Source organism: Tumidithrix helvetica PCC 7403, assembly GCF_965232925.1.
In the GTDB taxonomy this organism is placed as follows: Bacteria; Cyanobacteriota; Cyanobacteriia; order Pseudanabaenales; family Pseudanabaenaceae; genus Tumidithrix; species Tumidithrix helvetica.
Genome location: NZ_CBDDRA010000054.1, coordinates 1 through 14,761, shown reverse-complemented (window position 1 = coordinate 14,761; position 14,761 = coordinate 1). Strand labels below are relative to the sequence as shown.

The following is a 14,761-nucleotide window of genomic DNA, read 5'->3' as shown; positions in this document are numbered from 1 at the left end:
TCTGTGTCAATTGCCATTTAGCTTCTAATTCTCTTTTCATGTTTGAGCTTGACTTAGCCTTTGCAATTTCTTGCTCTATTTTCTCGTGCCTTTCTGTTGCTCTTGCCTTGCTGCCGATTAGTCCAAACTAAAGTTCAAAATTATTGATACAAAAAGAAGGAAGAATCGTTGATTCTTCCTTCTTTTTGTAAAGAGCAAAAAAAACTAGAAATCGAAGTAAATAAACGGCAGGTTCTTTTCAGGGCCAAGTAAACCCACTAAATAGAGACTGATCGGCACGAGAAAGAGTTTTACTTGCCAAGTAAATTGCAAGCGAGCGCGATCGCATCGGTATAGCAAAAACATAACCCCCACAATTCCCATCATCAGGAGAGCTATTTGACCCGCAGTCATGCCTAGAGACTCCACGTAAATCTTGACGCCAAACTGCGGATCGGCAGCCCGCCCCCACATTCTCTGTAAAAATAGGTTGGTATCGGCAAAATTGGGTAGGCGAAATGGAATCCAACCGATGAGAACGATTAACTGGGTCAGGGCGATCGCAACGATTTGCATCGGCAATAATTTCCAAGCATCCATCAATCGCTCAAACTTTGCCCCCACCACCATCACGATGCGGTGAAGTGCTAGTGCCATGCCATGCCATGCCCCCCAGATGATAAATCCCCAGTTAGCTCCGTGCCAAATACCTACGATCAGCATAATAATCATGAGATTGACGCAGGTTAAAAATAAGCCCTTGCGAGAACCACCAAGGGGGATGTAGACATAATTGCGCATCCAATCGCCCAAGGTAATGTGCCAACGCCGCCAAAAATCGCTGATACTGCCAGCAAAATAGGGAAAATCAAAGTTTTGGGGTAGCTTAAACCCTAGCAGCAAGGCACTGCCCCTTGCCATATCGATATAGCCGCTGAAGTCAAAATAAATCTGCAAACCAAAACCAAATAGCGCTAACCATAGATCGACGCTACCCGCCCGTTCCATATTGCGAAAACATAAATCGACATAGCGAGCCATGTTATCGGCAACAATGCCTTTTTTGATCGCACCAGAGGTAATCAACCACACCCCATCCACCATATCCTCTAGCTTTGGACTGGGGCGTGAGGCTAATTGCGGGGCAAATTCGTGAAATCGGACGATGGGACCTGAGAGGATTTTGGCAAAAAAGGTTTTATACGTGACGAAACTCAAAAAATCCTTGGCTGGAGCACCACCTCGAAAAATATCGACGAGATAGGCGATCATCTCAAACACAAAAAAGCTAAGCGTGATCGGAGCGACGATGCTTGTTTTTACCCATTCCGCGATCGCATTACTAGCCGATAGCCCTGTGAGACTGGCAACAATCGATAGTAAAAAAGGAATGTACTTAAACCCGACCAAAAGCAAGACATTAAAGCTCACCCCCACAAATAAAAGCCAACGTTTTAGTTGGTAGTTACTGGTTTTGATCTTTGCCCCCAGCCAAAAATTTACCCCCGTCATCACGATCAAGAGCCAGACATACTGCACTTGAATTAAGGAATAAAATAATAAACTCGCCGTCAGTAAAACCAACAGGCGAGTTTGAAGGTGGGGGATTAACCAGTAAATGATGGCAATACTAATTAAGAACGAGCCATATTCAAGGGAGAGAAAATCCATATTAGGTAATGACTTCGGGTTCGGTGACTTGCTCTATGTGGGGGTCAATTACATTGGCTGGTTTGATCGGTAGCCAACTGGGTAAAGCGGGCGTAGTTTCTTCAACCTGCAATTGCACACACGGAATTGTATCTGAAAGTATGGAACTTGCCATCATTCCTGTATGAATTTCTAGATGAGCATTTTGTACCGACTCAAAAATTAAATGCTGCCCTGGGAAGACAACCTTCTCAAAGTACCAGTTGGCAACATTAGAAATGCGGGCAATTTGAATTTTGCTGGTGGCATTGACATAGCAGCAAACGATTTTGTCTTGACTGTTTTCGGGTAGTGGATCGAATACCGACATAATAATTTTTATGGAGCGAGTAAAGTTTAACGACCTGTAATAACTTGTAATTAACTGTGGACTAGCGAGACTCCCCGTATTTCAGCCTTTATTCGGTTTGATTTTAGGTTGGACTGGGATGATTAGCCTATAGCCAAAGGGTCTCAGGTTGGAAATTCTCTTCAAAAGTTGGTTTCGCAAGATATTTCGCGATCGCTATTGAAGGTGATTTTTGCCATTTTTAGCCCCAAATTAAGTGATTCTTGCCTAAAGGCAAAGGTTTGAATCTCACCCCTCTTTCGGTACAAAACAAAGTTATCACTACAAAGGAGGTGTGATTGTAAAAGCGTTTACCAAGTAGGGAGAATTCCTGAGAAAGTTAGGCGAATATTTTAGATATTTTTTATGTGGTGGTAAATTACCGACCAACGCCAGCCAATGCCGAAATTGGGGCAGAGAGGGCTTCCTCAAGGGGGGCAATTCCCAGACGTTCTTCTAGAATGTCCATGACGGTGCGACCAAAGTCATCTTGATTGCGTTGCCATGCCTGCAAACAAATTTCACCAAAGAATGACCCTAAAGGCTCAGGATTCCACAAAAGTTTCTTGGCTGTCCAAGGCATCATGCTCATGGGGTTATAGCCGGGCTGAATCACATCATGTTTAAAGGCAAATTCCTCAAGATGGGTGTGAGGCTGTAAGCCAATAAAGAAGATCGCAGGTTCGACTTTGTCTTTCCCAAAGATTTTCTCTAGTTCGCGATGATAGGCGATCGTCTGGCGAATGGTCTCAAAAGTTTCGTCAATCACGTTAAAGGAATAATTGACGGAAACCAGTTCGTTAAAACCTGCGGTTTTGAGGTCGCGACAGTTTTGTAACACCGACTTGAGGTTATACCCCATCCGCATTTTGCGGATTAATTCTTGCGAACCACTGGTGATGCCAATTTCAAAGTAATTCATGCCTGTGGCTACCATGAGTTCGCACAGCTCAGGCGTGAGGTTATCCGCACGAATATAGGCTGCCCAGTGAATATCCTGCATGCCTGCGGCTAGGACTTTACGCAATAGCTCGATCGCATCATCAATATATTTCTTGGCAGGAATGAACTGCGCGTCGGTAAACCAGAAATTGCGAACGCCTCGGCTATAGAGCTGCTGCATTTCTTTGACGACTTCATCGGCAGGATTAATTCTGACCTGCTTACCTTCGATCGTGGTGTAGATGCAATAGCAGCAGTTGTGCGGACAGCCGCGCTTGGTTTGCACGCCGATATAAAAGTCGCGATCGCGGAAGTAATAGTTAAATTCTGGCCAGATCGACTCGATGTAATCGTAGTTACAGGCAGTTTTTTCAATAGGGGCAGGTTGCTCGTGAATCAATCGATCGCGAGGTTTGGTTTCGCCCACCACGTAGCAGCGATCGCTCGTGATATCAATACCCTGTACCAGTCGCTCTAGTAAAGATTCGCCTTCGCCCACCGAAATAATCGTGCCCTTGGGTAAAACTTTACCGAGCTGCTCGTAAAATACGCTCACTGCTCCACCCCCAACAACTACTTTGGGATTTGGGTGATACCGCTTGGCACGGGCTAGTCCCCGTCGAACCAGTTGGTTATTGCGCCAAAGTTCGGTGTAATAGGAGGTAAACAAACGCAACCCGTTAATCGCACCGCGCAGCTTTGTAAAGGGGTTTTTGGCATAGAAAAATTCAAAGGAATTTTGCAGAGGGTTTCCACCTCTGCCGCCAACTGGGGCATAAATCTGAATATCGCGCCAAGAAAATACAAGCAGGTTCGGCTGAAACCGATCGATGCTTTCATCTAATGCCTTATAAAAATCTAAGGGGGGCACTGTGCCCAGATCGCAAATGCGTTGCGCTACATTAGGCGCGAGCTTGTGAATGTGATCGGCTAGATAGACAGCCCCTATGGGAAAAATTGGATTGCAGGGGAGTCTGACATACAAGATGCGATCGGCAGCATAGTCAATTTCAGACATAAGTTCAGTTTGCTTATATGCAATTTAATAAATCTTTATATATCTGTCATTGTACCTAAACAGAGATCGCGATAAGTATTCAAGTAGGAAGATTTAACAGGTATTTAGACTATAAATTAATGTCAGTTTGGGATAAGAGAACCTGAAACGCTATGCATCCTAATACTCCCCCCAGCCCCACTTGTAAAAAGCTACAGTGAAGTCGTCAAACCTAATTAAATCAAAGGTTTATTACTTCCTAGCCCCCAATTCTGGGAAAGAATTCTTAAAGTCCCCCAGAATTGGGGGATTTAGGGGGCTAGATCGATTGAAGCGAAGACAAATTTACTTGTGTGTGCACCATAGCTTGCAAAAGGGAGAGAATTCGCCTGTCCACCAAATTTGTGAAATCCTTTAACCTGATAAATCTGTGATTCACACCGTTGGAGCGCGATGCCCAAAAAATTCAATTCGATAGTCAGAGATTACAGTTCCTGTTTGAGCTTCCACTTGCTTAATCAGCTCTAAAGGAAGTTCGACTTTGACATCGAGAATCTGATTGGTATCCGTACAGTGAACGTGGCTGTGAGGTTCGCTGATATTGCCGTAGAGCCTGCCATCCGATCGCTCGACGCATTCAATAATGCCTTTCGCAGCTAAAGCTTCCAAGTTTTGATAAACGGATGTATGCCCGATCGGTTTGCCTAGGTGATTGAGGCGATCGTAAATTTCTCTTGCTGAGAGATGTTCGCCTGTCTCCCACAACAACTCTAAAACAAAGCGACGTTGACGGCTAACTCGCATACCCAACTCTTGGCAGCGGTGGAGGGTGCTGTCTAGAGTGTCTGTATTGTTGAGTTCCATCTTAGTCATTTGCTGCCATCAAGAAATTGTTATGTAGAAGATTTCACTAAATATATAGGGAAACTTTTGTGTGTAGTCGCTTCAACGCAATAAGTTTAGATCTATTTTCCTTAGAGATAAGTAATAGCATAACAATTTCATCTAGGAGATGACACAACTCGTAGGATAGATCTAAGGTGTAGATACAGAAAATTCGCTGCATCAGTCAAGCCAAAAAACAGGAATCTTAATCTTTTGCACCTAAAAAATTACGATCGCTCTGAAGTCGCAGATTGGGCCGCCTCACGCATCTGCTCTAAAATGCGGCGCAACACGCCATTGATAAATCGATAGCCATCCTCGGTACTGTAGCGTTTGGCTAGTTCTACGGCTTCGTTAATCGCAACCTGTTTAGGGACATCGAGGTACATGATTTCAGCCGTGGCTAAGCGCAAAATATCTTGATCGACCTGGGCAAGGCGGCTGAGCTGCCAATCAATCAAAGCATTCCCGATTGTGGCATCGATGAGCGATCGCTGCTTATGCACGGTGTTTAATAGCTCCAGCGCATAACTACGGATCTCAGTTTGGCGCGAAATCTGGAGCATGAGTGGAAATTCTAAAGCTGTGCCCACGCGGTTAATTGCCGCCTCGGTCAAGTTAATCGCATCTCTCACCATGACCTGGGCTGACTTAATATCCACCTTGGGGTCATCCACGCGTGTCTCGCTATTGAGCATTTTGTCTTGCCCTCGTTGCAACTCGACGCTAGCCGTTAGCAACATTTCCTTGACCTCATCGGTGAGCGATCGCACCACAGCGGTAACCATTTCATCGATGGTTTTGGTTGCCAAATTTTCTGGCTGCGTAGGCAGTTGATGAATACTCAAAAGTGCCAGTTCGCGGGCAACATGTCGGGCTTGCATAGAAAACGCTCAATAAACAACAAAAATGGGGCGATCTATCGCTCGATCGCTGATTCCTCTTTACACCTTATCACTACACCTTATCACTACCCGATGAACCAAGCAGATATAACAAACTCATCCGAATGGCCACGCCATTGGTGACTTGCTTTTCAATCAGACTTAAACGGGGGTCGTCCATCAGATCGGAGCTAATTTCTACGCCTCGATTTACGGGGCCAGGGTGAAGTACTTGCACGTTGGGTGCACATTTAGCCAAGCGATCGCGGGTAATGCCAAACTGCGCGTGATATTCTCGCAAACTGGGGATTAAAAACTGTCCCATGCGTTCGGTTTGCAGGCGTAAGGTCATGACAAAATCAGCATCCTCAAGGGCGTTGCCCAGGGTGTGATGGATCTTGACCCCATACTCAGCAAATTCAACAGGCAATAGGGTGGGTGGGGCAACCAAATGGACATCCGCACCTGTGGTGACTAAACTCCATAAATTCGATCTTGCCACCCGTGAATGCAGAATATCCCCCACGATCGCGACTTTTTTGCCCTTCATCTCTTTGGCTGTAGGGTTACTTGGATTCAAGTAAGTACAAAGGGTAAATAGATCGAGCAGTGCTTGAGAAGGATGTTCGTGCTTACCGTCTCCTGCATTCAAGACAGCGACTTTACCGCCTAAAAGATCCATATCCCGTGCGATCGCGGTCGGCACACCCGCCGATTGATGGCGGATCACCATAATATCCGTGCCCATGGCAAGAAACGTGCGGGCAGTATCTAAAATCGTTTCACCCTTAGATAACGACGAAGTCCCAGGCGAAAAATTTAGCGTATCTGCCGATAGCCGTTTTGCCGCCAGTTCAAAGCTATTGCGCGTGCGGGTAGAAGATTCAAAAAACAAGTTGGCTACCACTTTTCCCTGAAGGGTAGGCACTTTTTTATTGCGTCGAGAAAGCACCTCACGAAAACTCAGGGCTGTCTGTAGCACCAATTCATAATCAGCGATCGTAAAATCTGACAGAGAAATTACATGTCGCCGCCAGCTAACCTCAGCCATTATGGTTTAGAAATGTGTGTGGTTATCTGAATTGAACAATTTGAGCGATCGCACCCGTTGGCAACATACCAATAGGGGCAGGCTCAACCATATCACTTGGTAAAAAAGCGCGGGAGCTTACCAATACCAAGGTAAACATAAAAGTCAAAAAGATCAGAAGCGGAGCAATGAACTGACGAAAGAAAAGCACGGGGATCGCTATGTAGTGGGTTGAAATTATATTATCTACGATTTTGGGGATGCTGGTTTAACCTTCTACGGCTTCAAGATATTGACTGACATCTTCAAGCAATCGATTTAAGCTTGCCTCGGTGGTGATTCTAATTCTCTCATCTCTAACCGTAATCAGGACTTTGGCGGCAAAGGGCGTTGCCCAGATATTAGGGTTGCAAAACACTTCTAAAAACACCTCCCCAATGTGGCGATATTCTAGGGGGGGCTGAGGTGCAGCTTTTACCTTAGTTCCTGACTGTTCGGCACTTGGTTTTGCCGAAACGAGTTTGAGCTTTTCCATGAGTTGATTGAGCTGGGCTTGCAATTCACGGGCAGCTTCAGCCGAGAAACTACTAATGGAAACCGAGCCTTCAGCAAGATTAATCGTGAGTTTTGGTGCGGGACGAGACATAGATTGAGTTCCTGATCTTTGTGCGTAAATATCTAGAAATACCTATCTTAAACAGTTTTTGCAATGGATGTTTAGATTCAGTCCCATCATTGCTTGAATATAAACTTATATTAAAACCCTTGCACTTTCGAGGACGATTTAATATTGTAAATACAGGCACATAGAAACAAGCGGTTTTGGGCAGTGCCTCCTCCCCAAACCAAGCGCTGAGCTAATTAAGCAATATCTTTCTTATTAGTTTTGTGTCTTTGTAGTTCGAGTACATTTACTACTTTCTCCTTGGTGTTTGATTGGTGTAAATGTTACTAGCACTGTACTACTATTTGGTTGTTTGATGTCTTAGTTTCTGTTGGTTTAAAGTTGTAGCTATGCTCATAAGAGTCTAGTTTAACGAATTAGATACAGCAGGTTTAGGGCAGTTTAAAAGCCAAGCAAGGATGAAGTGTCATAGTAGTAGGCAGGTTGGTAATGATGGTGCTAAGCAATTACTAGAACATTTTCCCTTTATTACTTATTCGGTTCTAGGGAATTGCTGGGAAGAAGTTAGAAATGAAAAGACCTAAAGATCGACTACCTCAAAGTTATTGAGATTAAAGAAAAGGATAGTTCGTTCAATTAGCCAACCGTTGTAAACCCTAGTTAACCCCACATAGTGAATTATATTTCTGCGTGAGTCTGGTAGCCTTCTATCGGACTCACTGAGTTTTTATAAGGTTTTTTGGAAGGGTTAATCAATGGCTATGCAGCATCGCAGTATTACGGATATTAATATCTACGACTCGCCACAACTAGAGCGTCTAGCAACCCAAATGGCGGCAGGACGGTATTTAGTATTTCGCGAACCTGAAATTCAAGATGGCTCGCAAAGTCCCGATCGCAGTCCCAAACAAATCGCTTTGCTTGAAGATGGCTATGAAGGGTTTATCCGCAACGAAGATTTAACGAATTTACAAGCGATCGCAGGGGCAGGCTATATACCCCAATTCCTCACCCCAACTGAGATCGCAGCAAGAATTGACGATGCGATCGATTACATGCAAGGTGCAATGCAGCATCCCAATCAATACCTTTGGGGTGGCACAGTACCGCCAGATTTTGACTGCTCGGGCTTAATGCAAGCCGCCTTTGTCTCTGTGGGCATTTGGCTGCCACGGGATGCTTACCAACAAGAGGCTTTTTTAGAGCCCATCGCTTTAGAAAATTTGCAGCGCGGCGACTTCATCTTTTTTGGAAATCCTACCAAAGCCACCCATGTGGGGATGCATTTGGGAAAAGGTGAGTATATTCACAGTTCGGGGCAAGAACACGGACACCACGGCATTGCCATTAGTTCGCTGTCAGGAAGCGATCGCGTTTCACAATGGTATGCCGCCCAATTAAGGGGAGCAGGTCGCGTTACCCAGTGTTACAGTCCTAAATTCTGTTAGACGCCTAGACCAGACTCTCAACATTATGCTCAATGGGAATATTTTCAAGAGCCTCTGACATAGTTTGCGTATCAACCTCAACAATATGATCGCCAATCTCAAGATCGCATTTGTCTTGAAAAATACTCAAGTCAAACCAGAAAGTTGTACCCACACCCACTTCGCTTTTAATTTGCACCGCACTGTGATGCTTCTCAATAATATTGCGCACGATCGATAGACCCAAGCCAGTACCTTCTAGGGTATGTACGCGGTTTTCTACCCGAAAGAAGCGATCGAAGATGCGTTTTTGATCTTCAGGGGCAATCCCAATGCCCGTATCAGATATTTCTACGCGCACCCGATTGACAGAGCGATGGGGTAAGGCAGCATTTTGTTCTTGCCAGTTGTAAGCGCGAATCGTCACCTGACCGCCCGAATTCGTAAATTTGAGGGCATTGCCCACAAGATTGGAAAGCACTTGTAGCAGTAAATCGTAGTTACCCCAAACTCTCGCCAGATTGGGGGCAATTTCTTGATGTAACTCAATGCCCTTTGTGCGCGCGTTAAGTTGATAGGTACGCAGGGTTTGCTCGATTGTTTGAATCAAATCGGTACTATCAAAACGATACTGACGACCAGATTCAAGGCGAGATAGATCGAGAACATCATTGACTAGGCGAGTCAGGCGATCGGTTTCATGGTTCGCCGTGTCGAGAAACTCGCTTCTCTGCTCTGAGGATAGCTCGTCCCCATATTCATGTAGGGTCTCGATAAAGGATTTGATATTAAAAAGCGGCGTGCGGAGTTCGTGACTGACATTGCTAATAAACCGACTCTGGGCAGCATTTAATTCAACTTCTCGGGTGATATCTTGCACCGTCATTGCAATTCCTTTGATCGTGTTGTTCGCACCAACCACGGTGGTAATCCAGAGACGAAGAGAGTGGTTAAATGCACCTGCTTCGCTAGAATCCCCCGATGCCATGAACCGAATTTCACCTCCAGCTTTTTCACCCGTAGCGATTTGCAACAAAGGGCGGGAAATTTCTTCGCTCAAATGGGCAGGCAGGACATTTAAGATACTCGTGCCAATGACACCGCTGAGTTCACCTACATCACTACTAAGTTGCTCCCAACCCAATATCTTGATCGCGGCGGGGTTCGCCAAGACCACTTTCATTTCTGCATCGAGTAAAATGGCTCCGTCAGCGATCGTTGACACTAGGGTTTCTAGTTTGGCTTTACTCGCCGTGAGTTCCTCAATATTTTGTTCTTCGTAGTTTTCTAAGCGCTTTGCCATCTCGTTAAAATTCCGAATTAGCTCGCCCAGTTCGCCACCAAAGGGTAAATCGATTTGTTGTTTAAAGTTCCCGCTAGCAATGCTTTTTACCCCTGCCACGAGTTCTTTAATGGGTTTGGTAATGGTGACAGCATTAGAGGCCGCACCTAAAATCACCATCGCCCAAATTGAAACAAACACAGCTGTAGTTACATCTAACGTCAAACCCGATGAGACCACTGCCGCAGGGTTGGGATTGATTCCGATCGCTAGGGTTCCCAGCGGTTTATCTTGATAGGTAAGCCTGACAAAAACATCCGTAACTTCCCCCTGAGGCGAAGAATGTTGGCGAACTAACGGGCGATCGGGTCTAGCTTTAGGATCCTCAGGAATTTGAATGCGCCGCCGAATGCTGAGAGAACTTTGGACTTCATTGGCAGCAAAGGGAATCCCAAAATAAATTTCACCACCTGGATCGGCATAGATAATGTAACGAATGCTTGAACTTCTGTCATAAAACTCCTTGGAAAGTCTTGCTACCTCAGGCAGATTATTCTCCGCAATCAAGTGAGATACATTTGCAGCTAAAAGCAATCCTAGATCCTTACCAAATCTTGTGTCGCTCAGTCGAGCATCCAGTTGAATATCGTTAACAGCCCAAAATGTTACAGCACTCATTAGCAGCGACACCATCAAAGTCACCAATGCCATGAGTTTAGTTTGTAATGAAAACTCTGCCCACCATCGCCGCATCGTTGCGTAGTTCTGAGATAAGAAATCAATCACAATGTTAGCTATTTGTTTTAACGCAGTATTTTGAAAAAAACCAATAATAAAACTTAATTTAGAGTATATTTTGGCACGGGATTGTTGTTTATACCTACGGCTACCATTTTCATGCGATGAAATGGCTCCTAGAGTATGTTTGCCAAAATTTGTGCGCTGAATTGTACAGAAATATGGTGGCGATACTCTTGCCAGATTTAGGCTTAAGTGCGATCGCTTAGGCAAAAAACTGAAAATGTCTTAAAATACTGGGGCAGAGGAGACAAGATTTAACATGAAATATTTGACTTAGATGGCAGTAGTAGTGTACAAACTGCGTTGGTTAAAGCACTTATTTCAAATACTGGATCAGGTATTGAGTAAAGCGCAATTAAACCATCTCGTCATGTCTCCAAAATTATTGTTGTAGGCATTGTCGCAATTTTCGGTTACTATTTCTGGCAAATTTCTGGCAAATTTCTGCAAACAAGAGGGTATCAAGATGGATGAAACTGAAATTGCTAAGGCTCTGCAAACAGACCTGAATTTCTATAAAGTCAAAATTCAGGTGAAGCGGAAGGGGTCTCAGTTACATGTCTTGACGACGAGAGCCGAAGATAATGACGTGGATTATTCCCTGCTCGTGGAACTCGTTCAAAAAAGTCTTGAGAAATTGCCAATTCAAGATGCGGATGGTTTTATTATCTATGGCAGAGTTGCAGGGGCAAAACAACCAGAATGGCAACAGAAAGGTGAAATTCGCCCAGTGATGCCCATGATTGAGCTTGATATTGACGATCTCGATCTTGACAACGAACTTAATTTTAAAGAACCACCCATAGCCAAAGATGGACTTAATGAAGACAATTTAGAGTTAGAACTATCAGAAATCACCGCAGAAACTGAATTTTTTGATAGATCTACAGAAAAAGTCTTAGGGGAAGAAACGACACCAACGCCACTAGCAGATACATTAGAAGCCTCTGAGCCAACTAGTCCTAATTTGAACCCAGTTCCCACATTGGATAGCTATGACTATCCCGACCTAGATTTGCAGGGCGAACCCGAACTTGCGCTCAATTCTAACCACAGTCAGAGTAACAATAATAGCCAAAACTCCAGTTCGACTGCGAAAAAATCGACCAAAGCGGTATCACCAACGCCCCCCCCAAAGAAGAAGTTCTCCGTGTTACCGATCGCTATCCTTATTGCCATGCTTGCTGCGGGCGGTGGTTGGTTTCTTTGGGATCGTTCCAATCAAGAGCAAAAGCTGACCGAGGCTAAGGAGATTACCTCAAAAGTTCCCGATCCAAATCAGTTAACCAAGAAAGAAGCGTTGAATGATGCTAAATCTCAACTGAGTGCTGCGATCGCGCGTTTAGAAGAAATTCCCGAGCGCCCAGGTTCTCTTTATGAAGAAGCCCAAAATGAATTAGGGCTAATTCGTAGCAAGTTGACAGCCATTGATAAAAAACTTGCTATGGCGACTAAACCCACGCCCCCCCCTAAGAAACCCCCAGCGACGCCTTCCCCTGGGAAACCCACAGCAACCCCTGCCGCTTCTCCAACCCCGTCCCCAGTAAAAGCGGATACGTTTGAAGCGGATGCTATGAAGCTAGGACATGAAGCAAGCGTGATCGTCCAAAATGCTCCGCACAAATCGGAAGTATGGAAATCGGCTCAAACCAAGTGGCAAGATGCGATCGCTTTACTCGAAAAGATCCCCAAAGAATCGCCAAACCACGCGGCAGTCGAGAAACGTATTGGACTCTACAAGCAAAATCTTGCGCAAATTACGATGCAGTTCCAAAAGCAGGTCAAGGTTGAGGGCGTAATTAGTCAAATCAGCGCAACGACGCAATCTGAACTCAAACAGATCAAAACCAAAGGAACTCAAAAGCCAGAATTTATCACTGCCTGTGGCGATCGCATCCGTCCAATTCCCAATGCTGCGGAAGTTGAAACTGCCATTTGCGAGTATCTGTTTAAGTCTCTATGACCTATTCCCTCCGTATCGCTGACATGGTGACCTCGGAGCGTCCGAGGGAAAGGCTCTTAAGTCAGGGGGTACGGAGCCTATCCTCGGCAGAGTTAATTGCAATTTTGCTGGGTACGGGACAGGGGGCAGGGAAGCTCTCAGCCGTTGGGCTGGGACAGTTGATTTTACAAACCATTGGCAAGGATTTTAGCGACCCCGTTGCGGGTTTGCAGACAGTATCGCCACAGGAATTGATGCAGATTGAGGGGGTTGGACCTGCCAAAGCAACCACAATTTTGGCAGCTATCGAGTTGGGAAAACGCGCCCTTTATGCCAAGCCTCCCGATCGCGCCGAGATTACCGATCCTTCCGTGGCAGTGGCAGCACTCAGTCAAGATTTGATGTGGCAAACCCAAGAGCGCTTGGCGGTTTTGATGCTAGACAATAAAAATCGCATTGTGGCACAGCGAGTGATTACGATTGGCACAGCGACAGAAACCCTTGCCCATCCCCGCGATATTTTTCGGGAAGTACTCAAAAGCGGTGCAGTGAAACTAATTCTTGCCCACAACCACCCATCAGGCAATACCGATCCGAGTCCAGAGGACATCGCGCTCACCCGTCAGCTATTAGAAGCGTCTCGGATGCTCAGCATTCCTTTGCTCGATCATTTAATTTTAGGCAATGGTACCCATACGAGCATTCGCGAAGTCACCTCTTTATGGAAAGAGCACCCCCAAGGAGATTAGCTTTTTGAGTTTTTCTACACATGCTCCCTAAAAAAGCGCGATCGTCTCCCACATTCCATCCGTAATGAAAACCCAAAATAGTTATACCAATTTCTCTTAAATTTGCGACAGGTCAGGATTTAGGTTCCGCGCAGAGCGCGGTCTTTTCAAAAAATGGTATTACATTTTTTTATGTTAATGGTGATTTAATAGTGATTTTTTGCATGCTACAATAACTGGGGTTTTGCTGAAAAAACGTTTCAGGCTTTAATTTTTTCTTATCCGAATTTCCAAAAAAACTGCGTCGCAGTTTTTTTGGAAATCGTGCTGCGCGCAAAACTCAAATCCCAATCTGTTACAAATTCGCTTGAATGAGCGTTGGTATTAATTATTTAAATCTTCTATTACAGGGGAATGTCAATTTCATGGCTAATATCCTCCTAATTGGCGGTAGTCCTATCCATCCTTCTAGATCTCATGGACTATTGCATTACACCCAAGAATTACTGGAATGCCAAAGCATTTCCTGTGATGTTTTGCTCGTTCGCGATTTACCTGCTGAAGCTCTCATCCTAGGTCGCTTTTCTAGTCCCATCTTGGAATATCCCAAAAAATTAATCAAAGACGCTGATGGATTAATTATTGCAAGCCCAATTTACAAAGGTGCCTATACAGGTCTATTGAAATCATTTCTTGATTTATTACCAAGAGGCAGTTTATCGAACAAAGTGATTTTACCCTTGAGCACTAGTATAACAATCAACAACTTTTTAGCAATTGATTTCACGCTTAAACCAGTCTTAGCCGAGCTAGGTGCAACCCATATTTTACCGAGTGTGTTTGCTGTTGATGTCCAGTTGCAGCGTAATGAAGATGGAAGTTTTATACCGCATATAGAAGTTGTCATGCGTTTGCAAAAGAGTTTAAATGAGCTAGTTGATTCACTCAATTTGCTCAGACTCAAAAGGAATCTCAACGAGAATTTCCACAAGCAATCTATAGTTCCAAATTCAATTGAAACTGGCATAAAGGACTAAGAGCGTGTTTGAGAAGTTTTTACCCCCTCTAGCTCCCTCTTGCAAAGGCAGGGCTGTTTCATTCTTGAGTAAATAGGAGAAAAGAAGTAAACCTAAAGGCAAAATGAGAGTATTTGCTTGATATTATGGCTTAAATGGCTAATTGCCTCCGTCAAAGCATCAAA

The 14,761-nt window shown here is 44.7% G+C and carries 13 protein-coding genes; 4 read left to right on the top strand and 9 right to left on the bottom strand.

The window, feature by feature from the left end; genetic code table 11:
- Positions 1-204: 204 nt before the first annotated feature.
- From ACP2WE_RS25655 to ACP2WE_RS25625, 8 genes are all read right to left on the bottom strand, one after another.
- Positions 205-1,650 carry an MBOAT family O-acyltransferase gene (locus ACP2WE_RS25655; protein WP_425218361.1) on the bottom strand — a complete coding sequence of 482 codons (1,446 nt, stop codon included), beginning with the start codon at positions 1,648-1,650 and terminating at the stop codon, positions 205-207.
- Between the two features lies 1 nt (position 1,651).
- Positions 1,652-2,002: a DUF1830 domain-containing protein gene (locus ACP2WE_RS25650; protein ID WP_408648877.1), complete on the bottom strand. Its 351-nt coding sequence runs from the start codon at positions 2,000-2,002 to the stop codon at positions 1,652-1,654.
- 394 nt (positions 2,003-2,396) lie between these two features.
- Complete coding sequence (locus ACP2WE_RS25645) at positions 2,397-3,977, bottom strand: photosystem II high light acclimation radical SAM protein (RefSeq protein WP_425218360.1); 1,581 nt, start codon at positions 3,975-3,977, stop codon at positions 2,397-2,399.
- A 414-nt stretch (positions 3,978-4,391) separates the two neighbouring features.
- On the bottom strand, positions 4,392-4,829 hold the full coding sequence (locus tag ACP2WE_RS25640; RefSeq protein WP_425218359.1) for a Fur family transcriptional regulator: 438 nt from the start codon (positions 4,827-4,829) through the stop codon (positions 4,392-4,394).
- A gap of 239 nt (positions 4,830-5,068) precedes the next feature.
- Positions 5,069-5,725 carry a transcription antitermination factor NusB gene (gene nusB / locus ACP2WE_RS25635; RefSeq protein ID WP_425218358.1) on the bottom strand — a complete coding sequence of 219 codons (657 nt, stop codon included), beginning with the start codon at positions 5,723-5,725 and terminating at the stop codon, positions 5,069-5,071.
- 73 nt (positions 5,726-5,798) lie between these two features.
- Positions 5,799-6,776: an aspartate carbamoyltransferase catalytic subunit gene (locus tag ACP2WE_RS25630; RefSeq protein ID WP_425218357.1), complete on the bottom strand. Its 978-nt coding sequence runs from the start codon at positions 6,774-6,776 to the stop codon at positions 5,799-5,801.
- Positions 6,777-6,798: 22 nt separating this feature from the next.
- On the bottom strand, positions 6,799-6,966 hold the full coding sequence (locus ACP2WE_RS26060; RefSeq protein ID WP_503473949.1) for a DUF8624 family small hydrophobic protein: 168 nt from the start codon (positions 6,964-6,966) through the stop codon (positions 6,799-6,801).
- Positions 6,967-7,023: 57 nt separating this feature from the next.
- Positions 7,024-7,401 carry a hypothetical protein gene (locus tag ACP2WE_RS25625; protein ID WP_425218356.1) on the bottom strand — a complete coding sequence of 126 codons (378 nt, stop codon included), beginning with the start codon at positions 7,399-7,401 and terminating at the stop codon, positions 7,024-7,026.
- A 734-nt stretch (positions 7,402-8,135) separates the two neighbouring features.
- On the opposite strand from ACP2WE_RS25625, the gene ACP2WE_RS25620 reads away from it, so the two are divergent.
- Positions 8,136-8,828 (top strand): C40 family peptidase, encoded by a 693-nt coding sequence (locus tag ACP2WE_RS25620; protein WP_425218355.1) that lies wholly within the window; start codon positions 8,136-8,138, stop codon positions 8,826-8,828.
- A 4-nt stretch (positions 8,829-8,832) separates the two neighbouring features.
- Here the strand turns inward: ACP2WE_RS25620 and nblS are convergent, their stop codons facing one another.
- Complete coding sequence (gene nblS / locus ACP2WE_RS25615; RefSeq protein WP_425218362.1) at positions 8,833-10,842, bottom strand: two-component system sensor histidine kinase NblS; 2,010 nt, start codon at positions 10,840-10,842, stop codon at positions 8,833-8,835.
- A 514-nt stretch (positions 10,843-11,356) separates the two neighbouring features.
- Here nblS and ACP2WE_RS25610 point away from each other — a divergent pair.
- From ACP2WE_RS25610 to ssuE, 3 genes are all read left to right on the top strand, one after another.
- Complete coding sequence (locus ACP2WE_RS25610) at positions 11,357-12,853, top strand: hypothetical protein (protein ID WP_425218354.1); 1,497 nt, start codon at positions 11,357-11,359, stop codon at positions 12,851-12,853.
- Positions 12,850-13,581: a RadC family protein gene (gene radC / locus ACP2WE_RS25605; protein WP_425218353.1), complete on the top strand. Its 732-nt coding sequence runs from the start codon at positions 12,850-12,852 to the stop codon at positions 13,579-13,581. Before ACP2WE_RS25610 ends, radC begins: the two co-directional genes overlap by 4 nt.
- Positions 13,582-13,985: 404 nt before the next feature.
- Positions 13,986-14,597 (top strand): NADPH-dependent FMN reductase, encoded by a 612-nt coding sequence (gene ssuE / locus ACP2WE_RS25600; RefSeq protein ID WP_425218352.1) that lies wholly within the window; start codon positions 13,986-13,988, stop codon positions 14,595-14,597.
- Positions 14,598-14,761: the final 164 nt, after the last annotated feature.